The organism is Rhizobium sp. P32RR-XVIII, assembly GCF_012641395.1.
Taxonomy (GTDB): domain Bacteria; phylum Pseudomonadota; class Alphaproteobacteria; order Rhizobiales; family Rhizobiaceae; genus Rhizobium.
Genome location: NZ_JABAIH010000003.1, coordinates 1 through 24,959, shown reverse-complemented (window position 1 = coordinate 24,959; position 24,959 = coordinate 1). Strand labels below are relative to the sequence as shown.

Annotated in this window: 26 protein-coding genes and 3 pseudogenes; 26 read left to right on the top strand and 3 right to left on the bottom strand. The window is 59.5% G+C overall.

Going from position 1 to position 24,959, the window contains the following annotated elements; translation table 11 throughout:
• Positions 1-31: 31 nt before the first annotated feature.
• Positions 32-1,387, bottom strand: a complete 1,356-nt coding sequence (gene hmgA / locus HGP14_RS09840) for a homogentisate 1,2-dioxygenase (RefSeq protein WP_168829671.1) — start codon at positions 1,385-1,387, stop codon at positions 32-34.
• Between the two features lie 67 nt (positions 1,388-1,454).
• Between hmgA and HGP14_RS09835 the strand changes: the two genes are divergently transcribed.
• On the top strand, positions 1,455-1,904 hold the full coding sequence (locus HGP14_RS09835) for a MarR family winged helix-turn-helix transcriptional regulator (protein ID WP_168829670.1): 450 nt from the start codon (positions 1,455-1,457) through the stop codon (positions 1,902-1,904).
• 6 nt (positions 1,905-1,910) lie between these two features.
• On the opposite strand, the gene HGP14_RS09830 is transcribed toward HGP14_RS09835, so the two are convergent.
• Positions 1,911-2,390 (bottom strand): Lrp/AsnC family transcriptional regulator, encoded by a 480-nt coding sequence (locus tag HGP14_RS09830; protein ID WP_168829669.1) that lies wholly within the window; start codon positions 2,388-2,390, stop codon positions 1,911-1,913.
• A 126-nt stretch (positions 2,391-2,516) separates the two neighbouring features.
• Between HGP14_RS09830 and hppD the strand changes: the two genes are divergently transcribed.
• Positions 2,517-3,629, top strand: coding sequence for a 4-hydroxyphenylpyruvate dioxygenase (gene hppD / locus HGP14_RS09825; RefSeq protein WP_168829668.1), 1,113 nt, complete (start codon positions 2,517-2,519; stop codon positions 3,627-3,629).
• Between the two features lie 156 nt (positions 3,630-3,785).
• On the top strand, positions 3,786-4,190 hold the full coding sequence (locus HGP14_RS09820; RefSeq protein WP_168829667.1) for a carboxymuconolactone decarboxylase family protein: 405 nt from the start codon (positions 3,786-3,788) through the stop codon (positions 4,188-4,190).
• 132 nt (positions 4,191-4,322) lie between these two features.
• Here the strand turns inward: HGP14_RS09820 and HGP14_RS09815 are convergent, their stop codons facing one another.
• Positions 4,323-5,447, bottom strand: a complete 1,125-nt coding sequence (locus tag HGP14_RS09815) for a sensor histidine kinase (protein ID WP_168829666.1) — start codon at positions 5,445-5,447, stop codon at positions 4,323-4,325.
• Between the two features lie 438 nt (positions 5,448-5,885).
• Here HGP14_RS09815 and HGP14_RS09810 point away from each other — a divergent pair, with 438 nt between their 5' ends.
• The 23 genes and pseudogenes from HGP14_RS09810 to HGP14_RS35470 all read left to right on the top strand — a co-directional run.
• On the top strand, positions 5,886-6,470 hold the full coding sequence (locus tag HGP14_RS09810; RefSeq protein ID WP_168829665.1) for a cytochrome P460 family protein: 585 nt from the start codon (positions 5,886-5,888) through the stop codon (positions 6,468-6,470).
• Between the two features lie 12 nt (positions 6,471-6,482).
• The gene (locus HGP14_RS09805) at positions 6,483-7,112 is read left to right on the top strand and encodes an FMN-dependent NADH-azoreductase (protein ID WP_168829664.1); all 630 of its coding nucleotides are present in this window, start codon (positions 6,483-6,485) and stop codon (positions 7,110-7,112) included.
• Positions 7,113-7,158: 46 nt separating this feature from the next.
• Positions 7,159-8,076, top strand: a complete 918-nt coding sequence (locus HGP14_RS09800) for an NADP-dependent oxidoreductase (RefSeq protein ID WP_168829663.1) — start codon at positions 7,159-7,161, stop codon at positions 8,074-8,076.
• 94 nt (positions 8,077-8,170) lie between these two features.
• Entirely contained in the window at positions 8,171-8,626 is a 456-nt protein-coding gene (locus tag HGP14_RS09795) for a (2Fe-2S)-binding protein (RefSeq protein WP_168829662.1), read from the top strand.
• 4 nt (positions 8,627-8,630) lie between these two features.
• Positions 8,631-10,838 carry a xanthine dehydrogenase family protein molybdopterin-binding subunit gene (locus HGP14_RS09790; protein ID WP_168829661.1) on the top strand — a complete coding sequence of 736 codons (2,208 nt, stop codon included), beginning with the start codon at positions 8,631-8,633 and terminating at the stop codon, positions 10,836-10,838.
• Between the two features lie 296 nt (positions 10,839-11,134).
• On the top strand, positions 11,135-12,073 hold the full coding sequence (locus HGP14_RS09785) for an ATP-binding protein (protein WP_168829660.1): 939 nt from the start codon (positions 11,135-11,137) through the stop codon (positions 12,071-12,073).
• Between the two features lie 108 nt (positions 12,074-12,181).
• Positions 12,182-12,697 carry a Dps family protein gene (locus tag HGP14_RS09780; protein WP_168829659.1) on the top strand — a complete coding sequence of 172 codons (516 nt, stop codon included), beginning with the start codon at positions 12,182-12,184 and terminating at the stop codon, positions 12,695-12,697.
• Between the two features lie 302 nt (positions 12,698-12,999).
• Positions 13,000-13,611 (top strand): peroxiredoxin family protein, encoded by a 612-nt coding sequence (locus HGP14_RS09775; RefSeq protein WP_168829658.1) that lies wholly within the window; start codon positions 13,000-13,002, stop codon positions 13,609-13,611.
• A gap of 232 nt (positions 13,612-13,843) precedes the next feature.
• Positions 13,844-14,725 carry a LysR family transcriptional regulator gene (locus HGP14_RS09770; protein ID WP_168829657.1) on the top strand — a complete coding sequence of 294 codons (882 nt, stop codon included), beginning with the start codon at positions 13,844-13,846 and terminating at the stop codon, positions 14,723-14,725.
• Between the two features lie 235 nt (positions 14,726-14,960).
• Positions 14,961-15,566 (top strand): sulfite oxidase-like oxidoreductase, encoded by a 606-nt coding sequence (locus tag HGP14_RS09765; RefSeq protein ID WP_168829656.1) that lies wholly within the window; start codon positions 14,961-14,963, stop codon positions 15,564-15,566.
• Entirely contained in the window at positions 15,559-16,305 is a 747-nt protein-coding gene (locus HGP14_RS09760) for a ferredoxin reductase (RefSeq protein WP_168829655.1), read from the top strand. The genes HGP14_RS09765 and HGP14_RS09760 overlap by 8 nt, the downstream gene beginning before the upstream one ends.
• Positions 16,306-16,350: 45 nt before the next feature.
• The gene (locus HGP14_RS09755) at positions 16,351-16,860 is read left to right on the top strand and encodes an OsmC family protein (protein ID WP_168829654.1); all 510 of its coding nucleotides are present in this window, start codon (positions 16,351-16,353) and stop codon (positions 16,858-16,860) included.
• Positions 16,861-16,968: 108 nt separating this feature from the next.
• Complete coding sequence (locus HGP14_RS09750) at positions 16,969-17,889, top strand: LysR family transcriptional regulator (protein ID WP_168829653.1); 921 nt, start codon at positions 16,969-16,971, stop codon at positions 17,887-17,889.
• 159 nt (positions 17,890-18,048) lie between these two features.
• Positions 18,049-18,711, top strand: a complete 663-nt coding sequence (locus tag HGP14_RS09745; protein WP_168829652.1) for a peroxiredoxin-like family protein — start codon at positions 18,049-18,051, stop codon at positions 18,709-18,711.
• A gap of 183 nt (positions 18,712-18,894) precedes the next feature.
• A complete protein-coding gene (locus tag HGP14_RS09740; RefSeq protein WP_168829651.1) occupies positions 18,895-19,839 on the top strand; it encodes a LysR family transcriptional regulator in 945 nt (314 codons plus the stop codon).
• 40 nt (positions 19,840-19,879) lie between these two features.
• Positions 19,880-20,584 (top strand): peroxiredoxin-like family protein, encoded by a 705-nt coding sequence (locus HGP14_RS09735; RefSeq protein WP_168829650.1) that lies wholly within the window; start codon positions 19,880-19,882, stop codon positions 20,582-20,584.
• A gap of 46 nt (positions 20,585-20,630) precedes the next feature.
• Positions 20,631-21,320: pseudogene (locus tag HGP14_RS09730) on the top strand (SDR family NAD(P)-dependent oxidoreductase); the annotation flags it as partial.
• A 669-nt stretch (positions 21,321-21,989) separates the two neighbouring features.
• Positions 21,990-22,607: a nitroreductase family protein gene (locus HGP14_RS09725; RefSeq protein ID WP_168829649.1), complete on the top strand. Its 618-nt coding sequence runs from the start codon at positions 21,990-21,992 to the stop codon at positions 22,605-22,607.
• A gap of 34 nt (positions 22,608-22,641) precedes the next feature.
• Entirely contained in the window at positions 22,642-23,187 is a 546-nt protein-coding gene (locus HGP14_RS09720; RefSeq protein ID WP_168829648.1) for a carboxymuconolactone decarboxylase family protein, read from the top strand.
• A gap of 114 nt (positions 23,188-23,301) precedes the next feature.
• Positions 23,302-24,012, top strand: coding sequence for an SDR family NAD(P)-dependent oxidoreductase (locus HGP14_RS09715; protein WP_168830267.1), 711 nt, complete (start codon positions 23,302-23,304; stop codon positions 24,010-24,012).
• A gap of 31 nt (positions 24,013-24,043) precedes the next feature.
• Positions 24,044-24,142, top strand: a pseudogene (locus tag HGP14_RS09710) (glutathione S-transferase); the annotation flags it as partial.
• 17 nt (positions 24,143-24,159) lie between these two features.
• Positions 24,160-24,609 carry a GNAT family N-acetyltransferase gene (locus tag HGP14_RS09705; protein WP_168829647.1) on the top strand — a complete coding sequence of 150 codons (450 nt, stop codon included), beginning with the start codon at positions 24,160-24,162 and terminating at the stop codon, positions 24,607-24,609.
• Between the two features lie 232 nt (positions 24,610-24,841).
• A pseudogene (locus tag HGP14_RS35470) lies at positions 24,842-24,959 on the top strand (AraC family transcriptional regulator); the annotation flags it as partial.

The following is a 24,959-nucleotide window of genomic DNA, read 5'->3' as shown; positions in this document are numbered from 1 at the left end:
AGCCGGAACGCCGGCCGCTCACGAACAGCCTTCACTTGATCCCGGGCGTCCCGTCGAACCTGCGCTCCAGCCCGTCCCAGCATTCGAGATAGTTGTCCTGCCGCGTCTCGAGCTCGGCTGCATATCGTGTCAGTTGCTGCGGAAAACGCGTCTCGAACATGAAGGCCATCGTATGGTCCAGCTTCACGGGCTTGAGCTCTACATTGGAGGCCTTCTCGAAGCCCATCGCATCCGGTCCGTGCGGCAGCATCATGTTGTGCAGGCTCATCCCTCCGGGCACGAAGCCCTCTTCCTTGGCGTCGTATTGGCCATGGATCAGGCCCATGAACTCACTCATGATGTTGCGGTGGTACCAGGGCGGCCGAAACGTGTGTTCGGCCACCAGCCAGCGCGGCGGAAAGATGACGAAGTCGACATTGGCGGTTCCCGCCTCTCCCGAAGGCGCCGTCAGCACGGTGAAGATCGACGGGTCCGGATGGTCGAAGAGGATCGCGCCGACCGGCGCGAACGTGCGCAGGTCGTATTTGAACGGCGCGTAGTTGCCGTGCCACGCCACCACGTCGAGCGGCGAATGGCCGATCTCGGTCACGTAGAACTTGCCGCACCATTTGACGTGCAGGCGGCACGACGTCTCCTTGTCCTCGTAGGCGGCGACCGGCGTCTTGAAGTCGCGCGGATTGGCAAGGCAATTCGCGCCGATCGGCCCGCGATCGGGCAGCGTGAACTTGGCGCCATAGTTCTCGCAGATGTAGCCGCGCCATTCCGGACCGTCTCCGAGGCGGCTTACCTTGAAGATCATGCCGCGCGGGACAAGGCAGATCTCCGAGGGTTCGATATCGATGATGCCCATTTCGGTGAAGATGCGGATGGCACCAAGCTGCGGCACGACCAGCAATTCTCCGTCGGCATTGAAGAAATAATCGTCGATCATGTCCGCGTTGAAAACATAGGCGTGCGCCGCCATGCCGACCTGGGTCATGACGTCGCCGGCGGCCGTCATCGTCCGGAGGCCGGCAAGAAAGTCGAGTTCTTTCGCCGGCGAAGGGATCGGGCTCCACCGCAGCTGGCCGAGCGGCAGCGAATGATCGTCAAGGCAAGGTGCCGATTTCCAAAACGGGTACTCCGCATTGGAAAAACGGCCGGTATGCCGCACGCTCGGGCGAATGCGATAAAGCCAGGAGCGCTCATTGGTTCCGCGCGGCGCGGTGAAGGGCGAGCCTGACAATTGTTCGGCATAGAGACCGTAGTTGCATTTCTGCGGGCTGTTCTGGCCCTGCGGCAGGGCGCCGGGCAGGGACTCCGTCTCGAAATCGTTGCCGAAGCCCGGCATGTATTGCGGTTCGTCCGCAACGGCATCGACCGCCGTGCTCCTTGCTTTGTCCAGCATGGCTTGCTTCTCCTCCGCCATCATGGTTACAAACGTAACTATTGATTTTGTAACTATCAAGGAAACCATGGACGCCCGCGAGTTCGATCTCGACCAATTCCTGCCGTTTCGGCTCAATCGGGCTGCGGAGTTTATCGCCCTGCGCTTTGCAGCGGCCTACAAGGCCGAGTACGGCCTGACGCGGCCGGAGTGGCGCACGCTTGCAGCGCTCGGAAGTTCCGGGCGCATGACGGCGACGGAGGTCGGCGTTCATTCGACCATGCACAAGACCAAGGTCAGCCGAGCGGTCTATGCGCTTGAGAAGCGCCGCTGGCTGAAGCGGACGCAGGACGAGCAGGATCGCCGTGTCGAGCACCTCGAATTGACGGCGGCGGGAAGCAAAGCCTATCGCGAATTGACCGTTCTGGCGGGCCGGTACTCGGCGGAACTGGCGTCGCTTCTCGGCGAGGACGGCCTTCGGGCGCTTGCTTCCGGTCTCGCGGCCGTTGAAGCCGTCATGACCAAGCGGCACCGCTGAGCCCGGTCACTGCTTGCTGCGCTGACGGACCGGCAGACCCTGAAAGTCTTTCAGCGTCTGAAGCACGATCGAGGTCTTCACATGCTGAACGCTGTCGTGCGGTAGCAGCACGTCGTTGACGAAATGCGAAAGCCCTGCGAGATCGGGTGTTACGACCTTGAGATGGTAGTCCATTTCGCCGGTGAGCGCGAAACATTCCAGCACCTCCGGCAGGTTGGCGATCAGTGCCGCGAAACGCTTGGCGTTGTCGCGATTGTGGGTGGCGAGCGTGACCGCGATCACGACCATAAGGTCGAATCCCAGCCTGCCGCGATCCAGCACCGCCCGGTAGCTTTGGATAAAGCCTTCCGCCTCCAGTCTTGCGCGCCGGCGCGAGCATTGCGAGGGCGAAAGAGCGATCAGTTCGGACAGCTCGTTATTGGTCAGGCGGCCGTCACGCTGCAATTCCGCGAGAATTTTCAGGTCATACCCGTCGATCTGTTCCATCCGTGCGCAATTCCTTCATCCCATGCATGAATCGTGTATTGAAATGGCGGAAGTCCGCGGGAATGCAAGTACAATGCATGAGAACTGCGCCATAATTGTTCAAAATCCATCTCGGAGGAGAGAACAATGGGCCCTTTCCCGCATGACGCACCGCCGACAGGCATCACCGCAGACAACCCGGCCGGCACGGACGGCTTCGAGTTTGTCGAATTTGCCCATCCCGAGCCGGAAAAGCTTCGCGAGCTTTTCGCCCGCATGGGCTACATTTACGTTGCCAAGCACCGCACGAGGGACATCACCGTCTGGCGCCAGGGCAGCATCAACTATCTGATCAATGCCGAGCCCGGTAGCCATGCCATGCGCTTCGTCGACAAACATGGCCCTTGCGCGCCGTCCATGGCCTGGCGCGTTTCTGACGCAAGGCATGCGTTCGAGCATGCGGTGTCAAAGGGTGCTACGCCCTATGAGGGCGAGGATAAGACCATCGACATTCCGGCAATCGTCGGGATCGGCGGTTCGCTGCTTTATTTCGTCGAGACCTACGGCGAGAAGGGATCGCTTTATGACGCGGATTTCGAATGGCTGGGCGAACGCGATCCGAAGCCGCAGGGGGTCGGCTTCTACTATCTCGATCATCTGACTCACAACGTCTATCGCGGCAATATGGACAAGTGGTGGGATTTCTATCGCGAGCTATTCAATTTCAAGCAGATCCACTTCTTCAATATCGATGGCCGCATCACCGGACTGATGAGCCGCGCGATCACCTCGCCCTGCGGCAAGATCCGCATTCCGCTGAACGAGTCCAAGGATGATACCAGCCAGATCGAGGAGTATCTGCGGAAATACAAGGGCGAGGGCATCCAGCACATCGCCGTCGGTACGGAGGAAATTTACGACGCGACCGACAGGCTGGCTGGTAACGGCCTGAAATTCATGCCCGGCCCGCCGGAAACATACTACGAACTCTCGCACGACCGCGTGCACGGCCATGACGAGCCGATCGAGCGGATGAAGCAGCACGGCATCTTGATCGATGGCGAGGGTGTCGTGGATGGCGGCACGACCCGCATCCTGCTGCAGATCTTCTCGAGAACGGTCATCGGCCCGATCTTCTTCGAGTTCATTCAGCGAAAGGGAGACGAGGGCTTCGGCGAAGGAAACTTCCGCGCCCTGTTCGAATCCATCGAGGCCGATCAGATCCGGCGCGGCGTGCTTCGTCCCACGGCCGCCGAGTAGAGCGTCACTCCGGCTGGGGAACAACTGCAAAAGCGGCGATCAGGGATCGCCGCTTTTGCATGTCGGCGGTGCAGAATGGGTCAGATCGCCGCACGCTGATGAACCGAGGGAGAGTTCATGTATGCTGCGGTCCGTTGACCTCGTAAAGGAACTACCATGGCCACCGTCAAGCTGCTTACCGATGCTGAAGTAAACGCAGTGCCGGCATTGAAGGAAGTCTTCGATGATATGCGGACAACCAAAAAATCAGATTTTGTGAACAATTTCTGGCGCGGTCTCGCCAATGACCCTGTTCTGTTGAAGCGGACCTGGGAAGGACTGAAGGCTGTCATGACAGCTGAAGGTGCTTTAGATCCCCTCACACGGGAGCTGATCTACATTGCCGTCTCAACCGCGAACGGTTGCTCCTACTGCATCCATTCCCACACGGCAGCGGCAAAGGCGCGCGGAATGACGGAAGCTCAGCACGCGGAGTTGCTTGCGGTCATCGGGTTGGCGGGGCAGACCAATCACCTGGTCAACGCGATGCAAATTCCCGTCGACAAAGAGTTTTTGGTCTAAGCCGAACCCTCAACGGAGGGCACGCTCTGCCCGTTCGGCAACGGGACCCACATGCGGTCAAGTCACCGCAGCTAACGGGCAAAAGCGATGCAGAGATCCCGCGTTGATGTCCTTGAAGGCCTGCCATGATCTTTAAGAAATCGTCCGCTGCTGCCCTCTTGAGGGTACTATGTGGAAGACGCCCCCGTTCAGCGACGGGCTATAGCCGATAGTCGAGAGAGCCGAGCGCGAGCAGCTGTCGTCACTGTACGGCTCCGGAACCGGAGTAGCAGCAGACTCCTCGTCCGGCACACGGGGGAAAATCAAGTGGATCGCGGTTCCAACACCTAACTCGGACTGCAAGTGAATCGATCCCCCTTGGCGCTCGGCAAACGCACGAACTTGGGCAAGCCCCAGGCCGGTTCCGACGCCAACCTCCTTCGTCGTGAAATACGGCTCGAAGGCGCGCCCCATGACCTCCTCGGTCATCCCTGAGCCGTTGTCGCGGACTGTGATTGCGACCATTCCATCGTGCCCATCCGATTGGGCGGCCACATTCGCGGCGGAGACGACGATCAGGCCGCCTTTGCGCGTGGCTGCATCAGCGTTTCGACACAAGTTCAGCAGCGCGAAATAGAGCTCATCGGCATCAGCCTTCACCGGCCACAGGCCGGATTCGATCTCTATTTCCATCACTGTGTCCGAGCTCAACGACGGGCGCAAAGCCTCAACGGCGACAGACAGCTGTGTAGGCGTCGTGCCAGCATAGCCGCGCCGGGCTAGACTTCCATGGTCCAGTAGCCTTCGCGTCAAAATCGCGCCTTTGTCGACCGCGCCGCGCAAGCGGGTAAAGATCGCCCTGCGGGCATCGGCGTCGCTTTGGTGTTCCAGAAGGCCAAGGCCGCCATCGATCACGGCCAGGAGATTGTTCATATCATGCACAACGGACTTTGTAATCTCGTCGCTGGAGCTACGCGAGGCTGACTCGAGGTGCGCCGAGAGGGCGCCGAACTCAGCGACGGGTAGGACGCGGCGCAGAATTCCCGAGACCTCTCCGTTGGGGCCTACTAACGGGATGTCAACAGACCGGAGCGCAGGCGCCGGTCGGCGCTGCCCGTCACGCGCGCGGGGGCCCACCGAGGTGGCGAAGAGGCGCCCCTGCCCGATAGCCACGCCCGCACCATCCGCAAGTACTACGATGTCTGGCGGAAGAATCTCGATAACGGGAGCGGCTTTCGAGCATGGGGCGGTCGCCTCCCGTCCATCTGCATTCTGCATATCAACCTCCTGGTCCGTGATCCGAAGCCATCCGCTTAGACAACGAGTGGTTTTCCGGCGTAGCGTCGAATGGCACAGTGGGTTCCGACGCCTCAAAAGGGAAATCACCTCTCGCCATAAAGTCGATAGCCTGCCGTTATTGGAGTCCTTTCGCGCTCGATCCGAGCTCTAAGGTCAGTGACGTGGACCGCACGGCCGTTTTGACGGTCACGAGGTCTTCTGCCGGGAAATCGGTGATGGGCGAAACCGATGTCGCTGGCGCCGCCGGTGCCGAGGGCACGTGAGGACAGTCGCGAGCATTCCCCGCCGCTATGGAAACGATACATCTCAGCTATTGGAAAACTTCGTCCCGCCCTGCGAGAACTAATTACCTTCGTCGGAGATCTCATCGAGGGACGCCGAGGAACGCTTCTGGTTCACCAACATAGGAACATTGCCATGAGAATCGTCATTGCCTTGGGCGCTGCCCTGGCAGGATTGTCCGTGATCGGCGCCGGCGCCGTTACTACCTATGCGCAGATGGATAAGCACTCGCGGTACGAGGGAACGGCTGCGGCTGTTGTCGACGACAAGGGAAATCTGCACGTACCTCCCGACTATCGGACCGCTTATCAGGTGCTGGGCAGCTGGGCAGTGGCTAAAGACGACGGTCCAGGCTCAAAACAGTTGCACGTGGTCTATGCGTCGCCCGGAACCATCGCCGCGTATCGCAAGGACGGACACTTTCCCGACGGTGCCGTTCTCGTGAAGGAAGTGTTCGATACGACTACGAACGATATGACAACCGGAACCGTAAGCAGTGCCGGTACCCTGGCCGGCTGGTTCGTCATGGTGAAAGACAGCACCGGCCGATTTCCAGGAAACAAGCTTTGGGGCGACGGTTGGGGTTGGTCCTGGTTCGACGCAGCTGATCCCCAGAAGACCACATCCACCGACTACACGGCGGACTGTCAGTCCTGTCACGAGCCGGCGCGACAGTCAGACTGGATCTACACTCACGGCTATCCGGTTCTGAAGCAATAAGCGGGGCGTGGCATGAAAATCCTCCATATTGATTGCAGCCCGCGTCCAGAATCGCACAGCCGCCAGCTTTCGGCGGCGATCGTCAAAAAGCTCCTTGAGGTTGCGCCCGGCGCGAGCATCAGCCGGCGCGACTTTGGCGCTTACCCCCTGTCGCACCCCGCGCCCGACTACGCGACTACCCTGTCGTCGCCGACGACGTTGGCGGCCCCGCTGAAGGGTGCGCTGGAGCTATCCGAAGCGCTTATTCACGAAGTCGAGGCGGCCGATGCGATTGTCATCGGAACGCCCATGCACAACCTCACCGTTCCCTCGGTCCTCAAGGCCTGGATCGACCAAATCCTGCGCGCCGGTCGTACCTTCAAGTCGACGCGAGAAGGGAAGGTGGGAATGCTCTCGGATCGACCGGTGTTCGTCGGTATCGCTTCCGGCGGCGTCTTCGCCGGCGAGAAAGCCAACCAGCCCGATTTTCTCACGCCGTATCTGTCGGCAGTGCTGGGCTCCATGGGGCTGAAAAGCCTGCAATTCTTCGCCATGCAGGCCACCGCGTTTCTCGACCGGGACCAGGCCATATTAGCGAGGGACAAAGCGCTCGCGACGATCGACCTGACGGTCATGGGAGAGGTTCCATGTCCGATCGAGTAACGGGCGTTGCCGCATCCGAGACGAATGAACCGAGGAGACAATTATCATGAAGGCAATCGTGGTAACGGATCAGGCTGCTGGAACGGCCGGGATGAAGCTGATGCAGCGGCCCGAGCCGCAGGCAGCGATAAACGACGTCGTCGTTCGGATTCATGCCTCGGGATTCGTCCCGACTGAGCTCGCCTGGCCCTCGACCTGGACCGATCGCCGCGACCGTGACCGGACACCGTCGATCCCCGGCCACGAGCTGGCCGGAGTGGTCACCACCCTCGGCTATGGTACGACGGGCCTGTCGCTGGGGCAGCGGGTGTTCGGCCTCGCGGATTGGCATCGCGACGGCACCCTGGCGGAGTTTGTGGCGATCGAGGCACGCAACCTTGCGCCGCTGCCGGGCGACGTCGACTTCACGGTGGGCGCCAGCCTGCCGATCTCGGGACTGACGGCATGGCAGGGACTGTTCCAGCACGGCCGCCTTCAGGCCGGGCAGAGCGTTCTTGCGCACGGCGCGGCCGGCGCCGTCGGTTCGATGGTGACGCAGCTCGCACGTGAGGCCGGCGCCTATGTCATCGGCACCGGACGCGCCGCCGACCGTCAGAAGGCGCTCGACTTCGGCGCGCAGGAGTTCGTCGACCTCGACAACGATGTCCTCGAAGACGTCGGTGGCGTCGATCTGGTGTTCGATGTCATCGGCGGTGACATCCAGAAGCGGTCCGCAGGCTTGATTCGAGCCGGAGGAACACTGGTGACCATTGTCGGGCCGGCCGAGGCGCGGCCCGCCGACGGCCTGGCGGTCGACTTCGTTGTCGAGTCGGATCGTGCTCAACTGAGTGAGATCGTCCAGCGGGTGCGGGACGGACGACTGCGGACGAACATCGGCAACATCGCGACCCTCGACGAAGCCGTCGCCGCATTCAATCCGACCGAGCGGCGCACGGGGAAGACGGTCATCCGCGTTCGTCCGTGAACGGCGCGCTCTCATTGATCCACGCAGCCGGCCGACCGCTGTCCATGTCGGCGGGCTACATCATCTTATCAGCCCCAGCCACCGAGAGGCATGCATGGCTTTCACGTTAAAGATCAACGGCACACCCCATAAGGTCGACGTCGATGGCGACATCCCGCTTTTGTGGATGCTGCGCGACGTACTCGGCATCACCGGAACCAAGTTCGGCTGCGGCCAGGGGCTGTGCGGCGCCTGCACCGTGCATCTCGACGGCCAGGCGGTGCGCTCGTGCCAGACGCCAGTCGACAGCGTCGGCGACAGCGCGGTCACCACGATCGAGGCGATCGGCCAGACGCCGCAGGGCGCGACCTTGCAGAAGGCGTGGCTGGAGCTGGAGGTGGTGCAGTGCGGCTACTGCCAGTCCGGCCAGATCATGTCGGCGGCGGCGCTACTGAAAGACACGCCGAAGCCGACGGATGACGACATCGATGCCGCCATGTCGGGCAATGTCTGCCGATGCGGCACCTATCAGCGCATCCGCGCGGCGATCAAGCACGCTGCGGGAGTTTGAAATCATGGATGAGCTTGTTCTGAAAAAGCAGATTGTCGATGAAACAGCGATGCCGCGGCGCGCCTTTCTTCAGGGCACAGGCTTGCTGCTTGGTTTTGCGCTGACCGGCGCAAGCACGGAGCCCGTCTTCGCGGCACCTGCTTCGCAGGTGGTCGAAAACGAGGTCACGGGTATTTTCGCGCCGAACGGATTTATACGGATCAATCCAACCGGCGCTGTGACCCTGATCATGCCGATGGTCGAGATGGGGCAGGGGGTTTACACGTCGCTGTCGATGCTTCTCGCTGAAGAACTGGAAGTGAAGCTTGACCAGATTCAGGTTCAGCATGCGCCGCCAAATCATGCGCTTTACGTCAATTCGATCATAGGCATTCAAAATACAGGTGGTTCCGCCTCCGTCCGCGCCTTCTGGACACCGCTGCGTCAGGCAGGGGCAGTGGGTCGTAATCTGCTTATTGCGGCAGCCGCAAAGCGCTGGAATGTCGATCCAGCGACTTGCCGCGCCAAGGACGGCGTCGTGTTCGATGCGTCAGGCTCGAAGCATCTGAGCTACGGCCAACTTGCGAAGGCCGCGGCGAAATTGCCTGTGCCGCCTGCGGCAAACGTCAAATTGAAGGATCCGAAGGATTTCACCCTGATCGGCACACGCGCCAAGCGCGTGGATTCCCCGATAAAGGTCGATGGGCGCGCGCTCTACGGTATCGATACGCGACTGCCGGGTATGAAGGTTGCAGCGGTTGCTATTTCGCCCGTGCTCGGTGGCAAGGCGAAAACGGTGGACGAGAAGGCCGCGTTGGCAGTGAAGGGCGTCCGGCAAGTGGTCAACATCGATGAAGCTGTTGCTGTGGTGGCGGATCACACGGGCGCGGCGAAGAAGGGGCTCGAGGCCGCCGCCATCACGTGGGACGACGGGCCGAACAGCAAGGTCAGCAACGCCGATATCGTCAAGCAATTGGAGGAGGAATCCCAAAAGCCGGGCGTGGTCGCCCGTAACGTCGGCGATGCAGGGAAGGCTCTTACGGAGGCCGCGCAACGGGTTGACGCCATCTATCAGGTGCCTTTCCTGGCCCATGCGGCGATGGAGCCGATGAACTGCACCGTTCATCTGCAGAAGGATCGCTGCGACATCTGGGTCGGGACACAGGCGCCTACGATCACGCAGTCGCAGGTGGCCGAACTCACCGGCCTGCCAAAGGATGCAATCAAAATTCACAATCATCTGATTGGCGGTGGCTTCGGCCGAAGGCTGGAACCTGATGGCACGATCCTCGCCGTCAAGATCGCCAAGCACGTCGATGGTCCGGTGAAGGTGATCTGGAGCCGCGAGGAAGACATCCAGCACGATATGTATCGGCCGTACTATCTCGACCGGCTGTCAGCCGGACTTGACGCGGCCGGCAAGCCGGTTGCCTGGACGCATCGGATCGCCGGCTCCTCGGTCATGGCTCGCTATTATCCCCCTTACTTCAAGGACGGATTGGACCCCGATGCCGTAGAAGCGGCGGCCGAGCCGCCATATGCACTCCCCAATATCCACGTCGACTTTGTCCGGGTCGAACCCCCTGGTGTCCGGACGTCCTGGTGGCGCGGCGTCGGACCGACTCATAATGTTTTTGTAGTCGAAAGCTTCATAGATGAGCTCGCGTATGCCGCGAAACAGGATCCCGTCGCTTATCGCAAGGGATTGCTCGGCCACAATCCGCGAGCGCTTGCTGTTCTGTCGCTTGCCGCGGAAAAAGCCGGGTGGGGATCACCACTCCCCGCACGGCATGGCCGCGGGATTTCGGTACAATTCGCATACGGAAGTTATACGTCGCAGGTCGCCGAGGTCGAAGTGGCAGCCGATGGCTCTGTCAAAGTCAAGCGGATCGTCTGTGCGATTGACTGCGGCATGTACGTCAATCCAGATACGATCGAAGCACAGATTCAAGGTGGAACGCTTTTCGGGCTGACCGCTGCGCTCCATGGCTCGATCACCTTCAAGGATGGACGCGTCGAGCAGAGCAATTTCGACAGCTATCTGCCGATGCGTATCGACGAGGTACCGGTGGTGGAGACGCACTTGATTAAGAACGCGGAAGCTCCAGGTGGCGTTGGCGAAGCTCCGACAGCTGTTGTCAGTGCTGCAGTGACAAATGCGATCTTCGCCGCGACCAGCAAGCGTCTGCGCAGCCTGCCGATCGATACAAATTCGCTGAAGTCGTCGTCATAGTCCTCGCGCGTCATCCCGTGCGCCTCGCGGCGCGCGGGATGACGGTCCGGAGCCCATGGGCGCCTCGACATTGTTGCCGTCCGGATCGATCGTCAGGCCGCTGGCCGTATTAATCGTGTCCGAGAGCGCCGTGCGGCGACCGGCTATAACGATCGTCTATCGACTCTATGGCAAGAGGTGATTTCCCTCGCCGGCGTTGCAAGGTCATTCTCCAAAGCATTGTCACACCAAACACTTTCGGTACCGCGATCGACACGCGGAACACGATGCCAGATTGAAAAGCCAGGAAGGTCGCTATGCAAAGCAACGAGGTAATTGAAGTCGTCATGCCTCGGATTTTTCACGCCGACGTCCGGCATCTATCATCGCTTGAGTGCGACATCGCCCCAGCCGTGAGGAGGGTCCAGATCCGTACGATTGGCAGAGATGGTGAAATTTCCGGCGTGATGTGCCGCAATTTACCGCTGACTAGTGTCTCGCACTCTATTCCGCTGACGCAAGATCAAGACACCGCCGCCATAGGAGAGGCCGCCAAAGCGATTCTGCACGACATCACAAACCTCCTTGCCACGATCGATTGTGGGCTGCGGCTCTGGGAGCGCCAGACGGAGGTCGAGGGAAGGAAACGGATTGTCGACCAAATGCGGCACGCAGTGCAGCGCGCCGCGGTTTCGAGTCGCAAACTCTTAGGTGGAAATTCTATTCAGCAAAATCGACATGCGAATATCACGACTCGGCGGGACCTTGTCGCGGCAACGGAGGATTTGCGGCACGCCATCGGTCCCGGTCGGTCACTTCGCACCGAGATTGCGCAAGATCTCTCCGATTTTGCCACCGATCCAGAGGACCTTTACTTCGCGCTTCTCAACTTGTGCCGTAATGCGAGCGCGGCGCTGCAAGACGGTGGCGAGGTCGTAATCTCCGCGAAGAACAATGTGCCGCGTCCAGGAACGGTGACTGGGGCGGTAGAAGTCATCGTCGCGGACAACGGAAGCGGCATGACAGACGACGTGCTCCGGCGAGCGTTCGACACCAATTTCACGACGAAGCCCGTTGGGCAGGGTTCGGGTCTCGGTCTCGGCCAAGTGCGGCAATTTGTTCAAGAGAGCGGCGGCGCTATTGAGATCGAGTCCGCGGTCGGCATCGGAACGGCGGTGCGAATGATGATGCTCCCTGCGACATGGTCCGGCGTAGCTAGTCATCGACGGCGGACCGGCCATGTCGCATTAACGTGAAAGGGCCGGCACGTCGCAAACGTGCAGACTCAATTTCGCAAAACTGCTTGTTCGGAGCCATTCCGCGACGAACACCAAGACTGCATCAAACCTGAATGAGGGATCAAAATGAGTATGGAAGACGCGAGAAAGCGGCGCGAAGCGCCGCTCGACACACCGAGCAATCTCGGCTCCAATGCCACCAAGGATATTTCGGCCGCCCTCACTGCGCTTCTGGCGGACGTGTTCGCGCTTTACGTCAAGACCAAAAACTTCCATTGGCACATATCAGGCCCGCATTTCCGGGATTATCACCTCCTTCTCGATGAGCAGGCCGCGCAGATTTTCGCGATGACGGACGAAATCGCGGAAAGAGCCCGCAAAATCGGCGGCACAACGATCCGCTCGATCGGCCACATCGCCAGGGTGAAGCATATCGAGGACAATGATGCGGATTTCGTCACACCCGAAGACATGCTGGCCGAGCTGAAGGAAGACAACCTGGCGCTTACCCAACACCTGCGGCAGACCCACAATGTCTGCGACGAGCATGGCGATGTCGCCACGGCCAGCCTGATGGAAAACTGGATCGACGAGGCCGAACGTCGCACATGGTTCCTGTTCGAGGTGACCAGGAGAGCTTAACCCCGAGCATGCAATCACCCGCGCAACGCGGGTGATTGCATGCGCTCCCGCAAAAATCCCCTCTTGAGCTTTGACATTGGGGTCCCTTGGATTGGCATTTTGTCGGCGGTTACAGACCGTTCTGTTCTGTCCAGCGATAATATGTTGCGGACTCTATGGCCGAGCCGCCGGCTCGGGCGATCTGCGACCGGCTCCTGACGGAGCTGAATAAGTCGAGGTTGCCGATGGCGGCTATTGAGAGAAACCCTTGTTGTCCGGCTCGGCATTGAAACGCCAGCTGTTCGGAAAGCAGGACGCCGGAAATGAACACTGATATCACGATCGCCCTAGCGCAGGCCGCGGAATACCTGAAGGCCGCTGGCCAAACCGAGAACGCATTAGCCGCCGGACGACGCGTACCGGACTTCTGTCTACCCAACCAAGATGGCGTGGACACCTCCTTGGCATCGATACTGCGCCACGGTCCGCTCCTTTTGGTTTTCTATAGCGGCGGCTGGTGTCCCGGTTGCATTCGCGGCTTAAGGGCGCTCGAAGAGGTCCGCCCATTAATCGAGGCACGTGGAGCTTCGCTGGTCGCCATATCGCCGCAGACAATTGAGGAGAATGCAAGGACCCGAAGGACCAAGCAGATAACGCTACCAATCTTGTGCGATAAAGGCGGGAAGGTCGCGCTGCAGTTCGGCGTTCGTTGGCGTATCCCCGAACTGCTCCAGACGTTGCATCTGAAAAGTGGAATCGATCTGCCACGCCTTCACGGGGAGGATAGTTGGACGCTTCCAATCCCCTCGCGGTTCGTTGTCGATCAAAGCGGGGTTATCGCTTACTCGGAAGTCGATCCGGATCAAACTCACCGCTCAAACCCAACGGACCTCCTTCCAATCCTGGATCGGCTCTGGAGCGCACGGCGTGTGTAATCACCTGAGCGGCATAGGTGTCTGCGCTTGGCGTGTCATATACGCCGATTGGCCGCACATCGTTGACGCGCCTTTATATCATTGTGCTCGAGCGTCCTGTCGTCGCGCCGGCGGTTTAATCCTCTCAATAAATGAGAGACAATGTCTCTATTCCCGGGTGTTATCTTCGCGGGCGAGAGGTGGCATTTTGGCGCCCGGACCAGCCGGGAAATAGGAGTAAGATAGAGAAGCGATGAACGACCGACTTACAGCGCTGAAACTGTTTGCCCGCGCAGGTCGCGTGGGCAATTTTTCGAGCGCCGGTCGTGAACTCGGTCTCTCTCAGGCCTCGGCCTCACGCCTCATCGCCGCGTTGGAAGCCGATGTCGGCGCGACGCTCTTCAGCCGGACAACCCGTGCCGTCACGCTGACGGACGCTGGAGCAGCCTATTTGATGCGTGTCGAGCCCATCCTAGCGGCGCTCGACGAGGCCGACCACGAGGCTCGCGGCACCGGAGAGCTGCGAGGGGTGCTTCGCGTCGGCACGCCGGTAAGTTTCGGGCTCAGGGAAATCATTCCGCGGCTTTCCGCGTTTATGAAGCAGCACCCGGCGCTGAAGATCGAGCTCCGGGTGACTGACCGCTACCCGGACATCGTGACTGAGGGCCTCGACGTGTCGTTCCAGTTCGGCGCCCTCCGCGACTCGAGCGCGACGGCGCGCAAACTCCTCCACCAGCCGAGGATACTCGCGGCCTCCCCAGACTACCTCCGGGAGCGTGGCACGCCCACGATGCCGTCGGACCTCGCGCACCACTCGGTGATCCTCAGTCCAGCGCATCCCTCGCCGACTTTGTCGTTCCGCAAGGACGGGCGTGTTGTGTCCGTGCGCGTGGACGGCCAGCTCGCTATCACCATCAACGAAGGCGCCACGGCAAGCGCCGTCGCCGGGCTGGGAATCGCCGCGTCGAGCGAAACAAGCGTGCAGGCAGAGATCGAGACCGGGGCGCTCGTGCGGGTGCTGCCTGACTGGGACTTCGGCTCGATGGAAATCAGCGCATTGTTCGTGAGCGGAAATATCATCAAGCCCGCCGCGCGCGCGTTCACGGATTTCCTCTTCGCGGAGCTTCGACGCTGACTTCGCCGAGCATTCCTGCCCGTTATGGATACGATAGCTTTACCCGAATGGTCGTCGAATTTAATTATTGAACGCACCGGCTGGGCGGATGCAGCGCTGAGATCTACCCTGAATACCAAGTCTTACTTTGCGCTGCTACCCACCTGCGCATTCGTCCAAGCCGGTGGACCAATCATTCGAACGCTCGGGGCCTCATCGTGAAGAAGGCACCCGTAACGCCGCAAAGGAGCTCGCTATGGTGACCAGAGGCTTTACCAGCCGAAATTCGGGAGAAGACCAGCTGGATCGAATTCCGCCGGGGCAGCACCTTGTCGAGCACTTCCCTGTCCTGACGGCCGGGCCGACCCCGCGCGTCGAGACAGCGGATTGGAAATTTACCCTCAAGATCGGGCCGAGGCCCATCAAGGCTTGGAACTGGAGTGAGTTCAACGCTTTGCCCAAGACTAAGATGACGAGAGACATTCATTGCGTGACATCGTGGTCAAAACTCAACACCGCCTGGGAGGGCGTGATCGTCGACGACATCCTTGCCGATGCCGGCGTTGAGCGTCCCACTGATTTCGTGCTCGCACACTGCTACGATGGCTACTCTACAAATGTTCCCCTTGCAGATCTTTCGTCTGGAAAGGCCATGGTTGCTCTGAATTACGAGGGGCAGCCGCTTCCCCGCGATCATGGCGGCCCGGCACGACTCCTCGTCCCTCACCTCTACTTCTGGAAGTCCGCCAAATGGGTAAACGGGCTCCAATTTACCGAACGCGACGAAGCAGGCTTCTGGGAATTGCGCGGATATCACATTTACGGCGACCCGTGGCGCGAGCAGCGGTACACCAATGACTGAGGGTGGCCCGCAACCGGCGTCTTGGCAGACATGCATCATCGCCGAGATCATTCAGCAAACGCCAAGCATCAAAAGCTTCTTCCTGCGGCTCAGCGAGCCATTTGCGCATATCGCCGGTCAACACGTCGATGTGCGATTGACGGCTCCGGACGGCTACGTGGCGATGCGGAGTTATTCGATCGCCTCTTCACCGAGTGCCTCGAATATCATTGAGCTTGCGGTCGAACGCCTCCCGGACGGTGAAGTCTCTCCGTTTTTCCATGACATTGCGGCTGTGGGCGACGAAATCGAATTGCGTGGCCCGCTCGGCGGCCACTTCCTGTGGCCCGAACGTTCAACCGCACCAGTACTGTTGATCGGGGCGGGGTCTGGTGTCGTGCCGCTGATGGCGATGATCCGGCGACGCGGCGACCTGGCGCAGACTGTGCCGACAGCACTGCTCGTGTCATCTCGGACACAGCGCGATGTGCTGTTCGCCGATGAGCTGTTCTCATTGGAAATGGCTGACCCGACATTCAAGTTGGCGCTGGCGATTACTCGAGAGGCCCCAGCGCGCGCCTGTGACTTTGCGCGACGCATCGATAACGCGATAGTCGCCGAGTTAATCGCCGGGCTCCATCACGTGCCTGCGTATGTATTTATCTGCGGATCAAACCCCTTCGTCGATATCGCAGCCGATGGAGCGCTAATGGCAGGGTTGGACGCCGCGGTGATCAAGACCGAACGATATGGCGGCTAGCGACGCCGCTTTCATGACACGCTCACACAATGGAAGGAAAGCTCTATGACATCGCAGGATAACGCACCTAAGCTCCGCGAAGTTGTCGTCGCGAGCGACCCCACCAATCATGGCGCAATGGTTGGTCATGTCGACACATCTCAGTTTGCTATCGGCGGCCCAGATGGAGTCGGCCACGTATCTCCCGGTCCCAATCCTTACGACCTTCTCAGCGCATCTCTGGCTGCATGCACCGCTATGACCGTTCGTTTTCAGGCTCGGCGCCATAAACTTCCGCTGGAGCACGTGGAAGTGGGCGTCAGCTTCTACCACGGCGCCCACGGCGAAAGAGATTCGTTCCAGCGCACTCTCGTGCTAGACGGAGAACTCGACGCGCAACAGCGCGCATTCTTGCTGGAGGCCGCAAACCTCTGCCCCGTTGGCGAAATTCTCGGCATTAGTGCGGACATTCACACACGCGCGGACGTCACTACTTCCGGCCACAACGCGAGCACTCAGGCCAGCTATGAGGATGTTCTGGGTGAACTACAGATCCCGTATGTCGATGCGGATTGAGCGTTACTCATGCCGTCAATCACTGCACTGGGACGAAACGAGGACGACCTACCGCTCACCCCAATAATAGGTTAATCAAGCGGACGACCTCTCGAAAAGTGAGAGAAGATGGATCGTTTGGAAGCAATGGAATATTTCATCGCCGCGGTTGAAGCCGGGAGCTTCTCCGCGGCTGGGCGCCAGCTGAACGTTCCACTTCCCACGGTCAGCCGCAAGGTTGCTGATCTCGAGGCTCATCTCAATACCCAGCTCCTGGTTCGCTCGACACGAAAGCTGGCGCTGACGGAGGCGGGAGTTTCCTATCTAGCCGCATGCAAACGCATTCTCGATCAGGTTGACGAAGCCGAATCTCAAGCCGCTGGAGAGCATAGCGTTCCGCGCGGCGGTCTTAAGATCACGGCGCCGATCGTCTTCGGTCGGCTTTATGTCGTCCCGGTAGTGACCGCGTTCTTGGCCGAATTTCCACAGATAAGTGTCTATTTGACGCTGTCAGATCGTACACTTGACCTCGTTGATGAGCACGTCGATCTCGCGGTTCGGACCGGGATGTTGTCTGATAGTACGCTCGTCGCGACTAAGGTTGGTGAAATTCGTCGGGTCGTGTGCGGGAGTCCCGCCTATTTTTCGGCGCACGGAACGCCGAAGACCCTGGACGATTTGGCGAAGCATATGTGTGTCACCTACACAGCGCTTGCCTCAGGGTCGACCTGGATTTTCAACCCTCGAGACGGCAAGCCGAGCCGTGGAGTCCGTCCTCAGTGCCGATTGAAGATCAATACTGCGGAAGCGGCGATAGACGCTGCCATTGCGGGTATCGGGGTTACGAACGTCCTCTCATATCAAGTCGTCAAGCCAGTCTCCGAGGGGAAGCTGTCCCTCATTCTCCAAGATTTTGAGCCCGAACCGACCCCGGTCAATATTATTTACGCCCGGCAGGCGCTCTTGCCATTGAAAATACGCCTCTTCATCGATTTCGCCGTTTCGTATCTGCGCAAGTCCCTGGACGACGATCTCGCAAAGCTGAGATAAGGTCGTGGAAGCGGCATGAGTCTAAGATTGGCGTTGAGCGATAGAATCTCGCTCATGTCGTGTGAGAATATGTGAAATTTGCATTTCAGCACTACCGCCACACCGCCGCCACGCCCAGTGTCGATAAGGAGCCCGCCGAAGACGGTGAGGATAACCACAATGCGACTCCAGGACGAACTCGACGCGCTTAGGGACAGGGATCATGAAAACACCCCCCCTCATATTTGGCGTGTCCGCCAGGAGGCTATCAACGATCTGGTCTCCTCGGGTATCGCCGAAAGAGCTATTCACGCCGGAGACCAAGCTCCAGGATTCCGCCTGCGCGATCCCGATGGCAACGTGATTTCATCCGACGACCTTCTAAACAGGGGCCCAGTTCTCATTATTTTCTATAGGGGCGGATGGTGCCCCTATTGTAGCCTCAATTTACGAGTGATCCAGACTGTCGCGTCGCAACTCCACTCATTGGGGGCGTCGATCGTCGCGATTTCTCAACAGTCCGCGCACGAGAGCCGCTCTACTGAGCGAATGAATGGCTTATCGTTCCCCAGCCTCGTCGACCGCGGCGGGAAGGTAGCTCGCGCGTTCGGCCTGCGTTGGAAGCTGTCCCCAGAGTTGCGCGCCACTGAAATAGAATCCGGTCTCGACCTTGCCGCCGTGAATGGGGAGTCGAGTTGGACACTAACGATGCCAGCTCTGTACGTAATAAGACCAGATGGGATCGTCGAGTACGCCGATATCAGCCCCAACTACACCCGACGCTGCGACCCAACCGAGCTCTTTCCAATCCTTAGCCATATTCGCGCATGCCTGATGCACTGATCCTCGACGCTAGGCCCGCTCTGGATTCCACAAAGCGTGTCCGCCCGTCCAGGGATGCCCGACGCGGGTTTCATCGCGACGGCACCGGTGGCAACGTAGCTTTCGGATATAGCGCCCCAGCGTGATGCTGCATTGCCATCGCAGGGGCTCAGTAGTGACCGAAACAGTTGACGGTGAACACCAATGGAGCTCCACCAGGTACGGTACTTTCTAGCTGTCGCAAGCACGCGCAACTTCACGCGTGCCGCGGAGATGTGTAACGTCACGCAACCGGCACTGACCAAGGGCGTGCAAAGGCTGGAGCAGGAACTTGGGGGCGAGCTCATCTACCGAGAACGTCAACTTACCCACCTCACTGACTTGGGCAAGGCGGTGCTGCCCATGCTTGAGCGCGCACTTGCATCGACTGAGGCTGTTCGACGCCGGGCGCGGGAGTTTCAGCAAAAGGAAGTAGCTCCATTAACGATCGGTCTCGCCCCATCCATTTCCGCATCGCTCGTTCTCGAGCCCATCGCTGAGATTCGCAAATTCGTCCCCGGCCTCCATGTCGAGCTTCGGGAAGAGCAGCCAAGCCGCCTTGTCGAGCTCCTATTAGAGGGCGAAGTAAATGTCGCCTTGGTTGGTGATCTCGACGAGAGACCGGAAAGAATCGACGATTGGGCGCTGTTCGAAGAGCGCTATGTCGCCGTTCTCGCTTCGTCGCATGAACTTGCCGATCTTCCGGCGATCGGAATCGAAGCGCTTCGCGAAGCCATTATTCTTGAGCGCACCTATTGTGACGTGGCTCCGAAATTTCGCCGTCTCTGCTTTGCCGACGCGCCGCCGCCGCCGCATCCCAACCATCGCAGCTGCCACGACTTGCACCTGCAGCATTTGGCAGAGGCGGGGTTTGGAATAGTCCTCGCTCCCGAGCATATGCCCCGGCTACCCTCCCTAAAGGCGCTTCCGATCGAGGGGGATCCGGTATGGCGGGAGGTCCGGCTTCTTGCGGTGCAAGGCCGACGCTACTCACCGGCGCTTGACGCCTTCGTAAAGGTCGCGCGGTTGCGCGACTGGTCTCTTCATACGGGATCGCCTCTCCAAACTGAGCGTCACAGCCACCTCGAAGCGACCGGTATGTCCGCATGAGTCCACATATTGCCCATTTCTTAAGATACCCGGTATACTGATGACCGTCGAATTGATGTCTGACCACTTAACTAAGACCCTCAATCAAGTGCGTAACGAGCTCATGGCCGGGTTCAATGACGCCGACCGGGAATCCTACCTCTTTCTCGTCGATTGGCTCCGCAAGGCAGACATCGCCTCGCACGCATTGCAGGTTGGCGACACGGCGCCAGATTTTCTTCTACCCGATGCAAATGGACGACTTCATTCGTCCGAACAGCTTCGTGGTGAAGGGCCGCTTGTGGTTAGCTTCTACCGGGGTGGATGGTGCCCATTCTGCAACGCAGAGCTTCGCGCTCTTCAAGCGGCCAAGGCCCAATTTGATAGTCTGAAGGCGAACCTCGTCGTGGTGTCTCCCGAGACCCGTGATCTGCCGAGGCAGCTGAAACGGCAGTTGAACCTCGACCTGACGATGCTCGCGGACGTCGACCACGGGGTGGCGATATCTTATGGCGTCTTGTTTCGCGTCCCTGAGGAAACCAAGGCGCACTACTCGGGGCAGGGTTACGACTTCGGGCACCGTCATGGATCGACTGAGTGGATGCTGCCAATCCCGGCGACTTTCGTGATCGATCAAGACGGCATAATCAGAGACTCCTTCGTCGAGCCTGATTTTACGATCCGCCAAGAGCCGTCCGACATCCTCAACAGAGTTCGCGAACTTGCCGGATCTCAGGTTGAGGATGCTTCCGCATCCGACGAATGATGTCGCCCAGAGCTCCCGAACCGTCATACTAGCTAAGCAGCACTCCATGAAAATCGATTTGTCGGGCAAAACCGTAATCGTGACCGGCTCAACGAGCGGTATCGGTCTTGCCATTGCCAGGCGGCTTGCGGGAACGGGCGCGAGCGTCGTCGTGAATGGCCGATCGGAAGCCGGCGTGGACGCCGCGGTCGTGTTGATCACGAAGGTTGTGCCGTTTGCTAAGGTGCGCGGGGTCGCCGCGGACGTGTCGACGGCATTGGGCTGCGCGAAGCTGGTTGAAGCGGTGCCGAGCACCGACATCCTGATCAACAACTCCGGTATTTTCGAGCCGAATGATTTCTTCGACATCACCGACGAAGACTGGACGGGCTTCTTCGAAGCGAACGTGATGTCCGGTGTGCGTCTGTCACGCGCTTACATCAAGGGGATGCTCCAGCGTAATTGGGGCCGTATCGTTTTCGTCCCGTCGGAATCCGCGCTGAACATTCCGACGGAGATGATTCAATACGGTGCAACCCAAGCCGTGCAGCTTGCTATCTCGCGGGGGCTTGCGGAATTGACCAAAGGTACGGCGGTCACCGTCAATTCTATGTTGCCGGGGCCGACTTTGTCTGAAGGCGTCGAGACGTTCGTGAAGGAACTCGCGAAACAGAATGGACAACCGGAAGAGGAAGCCGTAGCGCTCCTCGTCAAGCAGCATCGTTCGACGTCGTCGATCCAACGCTTCCCAGTCGTCTGAACTGGCCGGCCGGCGGTGGTAGAAGCAAATCGGCTGGGGATCCCGCGGGCCCCAATCCTTGTAGGAGATGGTGCTTCGGTCCTCGGTCGGGAAAAATGACTTCGCCACTCTCGTTCTTTTGCTTGGCTCAGCCCACTTGATCTCGGGCGACGACCGGGCCGCATGGCGTCGGCCGTCGAACCCCGCCCCAGCGCACATCCACTTCGCGATGATCTGCTCCGCCATAGATCGATGACGTTCGATAACCTTCAATGCTCATTCGCTAACGCTTCTTTCGAGGCGAGAAGCAGAGATTTGTACCGCGCGGTTGATTTTTTGCGCACCAGGTCGGTGGCATCAATTCCATAGCCAAAGGTCATTGGACCATTGCGTTTCGCCGATCCTATTTTCACTCGTCTGCAAAGGAATTCGGAAGATGAAGACCTACTACACAGGCAGGTGGACGATGAGGGCAATCGTTGTGACGGACCAGGCGGCGGGAACGACCGGCCGGCGCTGTCCAGATCGGCCGGTCGCGTCCTATCAGCCGTGCCGAGGGCAATCCGGGAACCTACCCATGGCTCCTCGCATGTGACGTCGAACGGGCTCCATCCCTGCAGCATTCCCAGCAAAGAGAGCGAAAACACTCTCGTTCCCCAACCTATCCCTTCACCCATAGGAACCGCCATGACCAACGCCGTCATCGAAACTATCCTGAGCCGCAGGGCCACCAAGTATTACGACCCTTCCGCCAGCTTGAGCGACGACCAAATCCGCGAACTGGTGCGGATCGGCACTAGTGCGCCGACATCGTTCCACTTGCAGAACTGGCGTTTTATCGCCGTACGCACGCCTGAAGCCAAGGCTCGGCTCAGTCCGATCGCGTGGAGCCAGCCGGCGATCACTGAAGCGGCCGTGACCTTCATCGTCTGCGGCCAGCTGGTCGAAACCAGCGTAATACCAGACCGCCTGGCACCGGTCGTTGAAGCGGGCATCATGCCGGCAAGGTTGGTGCCCGATTGGGAAATCCCCGCACGCGATCTGTACATGGAATACCCGCAGCGCCGTCGCGACGAAGCAGTGCGCACCGCCACCTTTGGCGCCGCGGCGATGATTTATGCAGCCGGCTCGCTTGGCCTGGGTTCGACGCCGATGATCGGTTTCGATGCCGACGCGGTGCACCGCGAGTTCGAACTTGCCCATGACGAAGTGCCGGTGATGCTGTTGTCCGTCGGCGCGGAACGCCCTGGAAACTGGCCGCAGAAGCCGCGCCGTCCCGTGGCCGATGTGCTGGACCTCGTTTGATTATCAGTAAATCCAGCAATTTACGGAGACTACGATGCCAAGATCTGCAGCTCTAAAGCCGGAACAGGTACCGGCCGATTCGAAATCCACTCTCGATGCATTCACCAAGAATATCGGGTTCACCCCGAATATGATGGCGACCTTCGCGGCGAGCCCGATCGCGTTCAACTCATGGGCCACCCTGTTCGGCTCCATGAGCAAGGCGCTCGACGTGAAGACGCGAGACAGCATTGGTCTCGCCGTCTCCGAAGTGAATGGCTGCAATTACTGCCTGACGGTTCACAGCTTTACGGCTGAGCATATGGCCAGGCTGTCGGCAGATGACATCATTCTCGCTCGGAAGGGGCATGCCAACGATCCGAAGCGGGACGCCGCCGTGCAGTTTGCACGCAAGGTCATCGAGACCCGAGGACAGGTCAGTGACGCCGATCTGAAAACCGTCCGCGATGCCGGCTATACGGATGCGAACATCATAGAGATCGTCGCGCTGGTAGCCATGTACTCCCTGACGAACTTTTTCAATAACGTAGTCGATCCCGAGAAGGACTTTCCGGCCGTTAGGCCGGCCGGCTCGATCTGAACTCTATCCGGTAGCGTACGAAAGCCCGGATGCACCCAGGAGAGTTTCATGGGGCATCCGGGCTTTTCGTCTGTGCCGATAAGGTTAGGACACTCTATTTTCCGGGGTAAAAGCATGAACAAGTCACAGAAGGTTGTTGTCGTCACCGGTGCTTCACAAGGCATCGGCGCTAAAGTCGTAGAGGCCTTCCGAAAGCTCGATTACCGCATTGTCGCGACCTCACGTTCGATCAAGCCGTCCGACGACGAGAACATCCTGAGCATTGCCGGTGACATCGGCGATCCCACAACCGCCCAACGTGTCATTTCCGAAGGTATCGAGCGATTTGGCCGGATCGATACGCTGGTGAACAACGCCGGCATCTACATCGGAAAGCCTTTCACCGAACACACCGCCGAAGACTATGCCGCCGTGATGAATGTGAACATGGCGGGCTTCTATCACATCACGCAACTCGCGATCGCCGAGATGGAAAAGCATTCGAATGGCCACGTGGTGAGCGTCACGGCCAGCATAGGCCCCACTCCAGTCAGTGGGATCTACTCGGTCTTGGCGGCTATGACGAAGGGCGGCCTCAACGCCGCCACGAAATCACTGGCGATCGAGTACGCGAAGAAGGGCATTCGCGTGAACGCCGTCGCTCCGGGGATCATAAGGACGCCGATGCACGCACCTGAAACTCACGAAGCACTGGGAGCTTTCCACCCTATCGGACGCATGGGTGAAACAAGCGAAATCGCCGACGCAATCCTCTTTCTCGACTCGGCACCGTTTATCACTGGAGAGATCCTGCACGTCGACGGTGGGCTAAGTGCCGGTCGCTGAGATGGGCCACTCACCTAGGAGGAAGAAAGTGATCGTCGGCTTCGAGCGCTTTCTTCATGTGCAGGCGTGGCTCGACCGCGGCCTCGCGCGTCCGGCGGTGCAGCGCGGGCTGGAAGTGACGGCGGCCTAAAATTTCAGGAGCATGCTATGCAATCAGTTGAAATCAAATCCATTGACAGCAACGATTTTGATACTTGGCTTCCGCTGTGGAAAGGCTATCAACGATTTTACGAAGTGGATATCCCCGAGTCCGTGACGCTCGAGAACTGGGCACACTTCTTGGACCCAGTCGAGCCGATGCATGCGGCGCTTGCCATGGTGGGCGAAGAAGCATTGGGGCTGGTGCATTCGATCTACCATCGATCCACCTGGACGACGGACGACTACTGTTATCTTCAAGACCTATTTGTTGCCGACGATGCGCGTGGCAGCGGCATCGGCCGCGCGCTGATCGAACATGTCTATGCGGATGCGAGACGTCGCGGGGCGTCCCGAGTGTACTGGACAACACACGAATCCAACCATAGCGCCATGCAGCTTTACGACCGTCTCGCTGACCGCTCGGGTTTCATCCAGTACCGAAAGCTATTTGCGTGACAGGCTGGGTGCGGATCCGTCCTCAGGCCTCGTGCGGCGCATCGCCGTCCTCCGTGCCGTCAAGTAGTCCTGGCAGACCGCGCAAGAAAAGCTCGCCGCGCCGGGTTTTGAAGTGTGGCCGACAAGTCCCCTGACGAGTTTGCTCGTTATGTGTCCAATCAGCTCGTACACGCGTATAACCGGCGTGCAACTACGATAAGATGCTTGAGCACTTTAAGTTCCTGAGGTCCCTATGTCCGAAGTCGATTGGCTAAGCCATCTCTTGCAAATCATCACCGTTACCGGCCAGCTCGAGGTCCGCTGTGCCTACGGTGCGCCGTGGCGCGTTGCCTGGAGCCAGGCTGCGGCGA

What these genes read in the sequence shown, in the direction of transcription:
- hmgA (WP_168829671.1), bottom strand. Translation starts at nt 1,387, where the DNA reads ATGCTGGACAAAGCAAGGAGCACGGCGGTCGATGCCGTTGCGGACGAA.
- HGP14_RS09835 (WP_168829670.1), top strand. Translation starts at nt 1,455, where the DNA reads ATGGACGCCCGCGAGTTCGATCTCGACCAATTCCTGCCGTTTCGGCTC.
- HGP14_RS09830 (WP_168829669.1), bottom strand. Translation starts at nt 2,390, where the DNA reads ATGGAACAGATCGACGGGTATGACCTGAAAATTCTCGCGGAATTGCAG.
- hppD (WP_168829668.1), top strand. Translation starts at nt 2,517, where the DNA reads ATGGGCCCTTTCCCGCATGACGCACCGCCGACAGGCATCACCGCAGAC.
- HGP14_RS09820 (WP_168829667.1), top strand. Translation starts at nt 3,786, where the DNA reads ATGGCCACCGTCAAGCTGCTTACCGATGCTGAAGTAAACGCAGTGCCG.
- HGP14_RS09815 (WP_168829666.1), bottom strand. Translation starts at nt 5,447, where the DNA reads ATGCAGAATGCAGATGGACGGGAGGCGACCGCCCCATGCTCGAAAGCC.
- HGP14_RS09810 (WP_168829665.1), top strand. Translation starts at nt 5,886, where the DNA reads ATGAGAATCGTCATTGCCTTGGGCGCTGCCCTGGCAGGATTGTCCGTG.
- HGP14_RS09805 (WP_168829664.1), top strand. Translation starts at nt 6,483, where the DNA reads ATGAAAATCCTCCATATTGATTGCAGCCCGCGTCCAGAATCGCACAGC.
- HGP14_RS09800 (WP_168829663.1), top strand. Translation starts at nt 7,159, where the DNA reads ATGAAGGCAATCGTGGTAACGGATCAGGCTGCTGGAACGGCCGGGATG.
- HGP14_RS09795 (WP_168829662.1), top strand. Translation starts at nt 8,171, where the DNA reads ATGGCTTTCACGTTAAAGATCAACGGCACACCCCATAAGGTCGACGTC.
- HGP14_RS09790 (WP_168829661.1), top strand. Translation starts at nt 8,631, where the DNA reads ATGGATGAGCTTGTTCTGAAAAAGCAGATTGTCGATGAAACAGCGATG.
- HGP14_RS09785 (WP_168829660.1), top strand. Translation starts at nt 11,135, where the DNA reads ATGCAAAGCAACGAGGTAATTGAAGTCGTCATGCCTCGGATTTTTCAC.
- HGP14_RS09780 (WP_168829659.1), top strand. Translation starts at nt 12,182, where the DNA reads ATGAGTATGGAAGACGCGAGAAAGCGGCGCGAAGCGCCGCTCGACACA.
- HGP14_RS09775 (WP_168829658.1), top strand. Translation starts at nt 13,000, where the DNA reads ATGAACACTGATATCACGATCGCCCTAGCGCAGGCCGCGGAATACCTG.
- HGP14_RS09770 (WP_168829657.1), top strand. Translation starts at nt 13,844, where the DNA reads ATGAACGACCGACTTACAGCGCTGAAACTGTTTGCCCGCGCAGGTCGC.
- HGP14_RS09765 (WP_168829656.1), top strand. Translation starts at nt 14,961, where the DNA reads ATGGTGACCAGAGGCTTTACCAGCCGAAATTCGGGAGAAGACCAGCTG.
- HGP14_RS09760 (WP_168829655.1), top strand. Translation starts at nt 15,559, where the DNA reads ATGACTGAGGGTGGCCCGCAACCGGCGTCTTGGCAGACATGCATCATC.
- HGP14_RS09755 (WP_168829654.1), top strand. Translation starts at nt 16,351, where the DNA reads ATGACATCGCAGGATAACGCACCTAAGCTCCGCGAAGTTGTCGTCGCG.
- HGP14_RS09750 (WP_168829653.1), top strand. Translation starts at nt 16,969, where the DNA reads ATGGATCGTTTGGAAGCAATGGAATATTTCATCGCCGCGGTTGAAGCC.
- HGP14_RS09745 (WP_168829652.1), top strand. Translation starts at nt 18,049, where the DNA reads ATGCGACTCCAGGACGAACTCGACGCGCTTAGGGACAGGGATCATGAA.
- HGP14_RS09740 (WP_168829651.1), top strand. Translation starts at nt 18,895, where the DNA reads ATGGAGCTCCACCAGGTACGGTACTTTCTAGCTGTCGCAAGCACGCGC.
- HGP14_RS09735 (WP_168829650.1), top strand. Translation starts at nt 19,880, where the DNA reads ATGACCGTCGAATTGATGTCTGACCACTTAACTAAGACCCTCAATCAA.
- HGP14_RS09725 (WP_168829649.1), top strand. Translation starts at nt 21,990, where the DNA reads ATGACCAACGCCGTCATCGAAACTATCCTGAGCCGCAGGGCCACCAAG.
- HGP14_RS09720 (WP_168829648.1), top strand. Translation starts at nt 22,642, where the DNA reads ATGCCAAGATCTGCAGCTCTAAAGCCGGAACAGGTACCGGCCGATTCG.
- HGP14_RS09715 (WP_168830267.1), top strand. Translation starts at nt 23,302, where the DNA reads ATGAACAAGTCACAGAAGGTTGTTGTCGTCACCGGTGCTTCACAAGGC.
- HGP14_RS09705 (WP_168829647.1), top strand. Translation starts at nt 24,160, where the DNA reads ATGCAATCAGTTGAAATCAAATCCATTGACAGCAACGATTTTGATACT.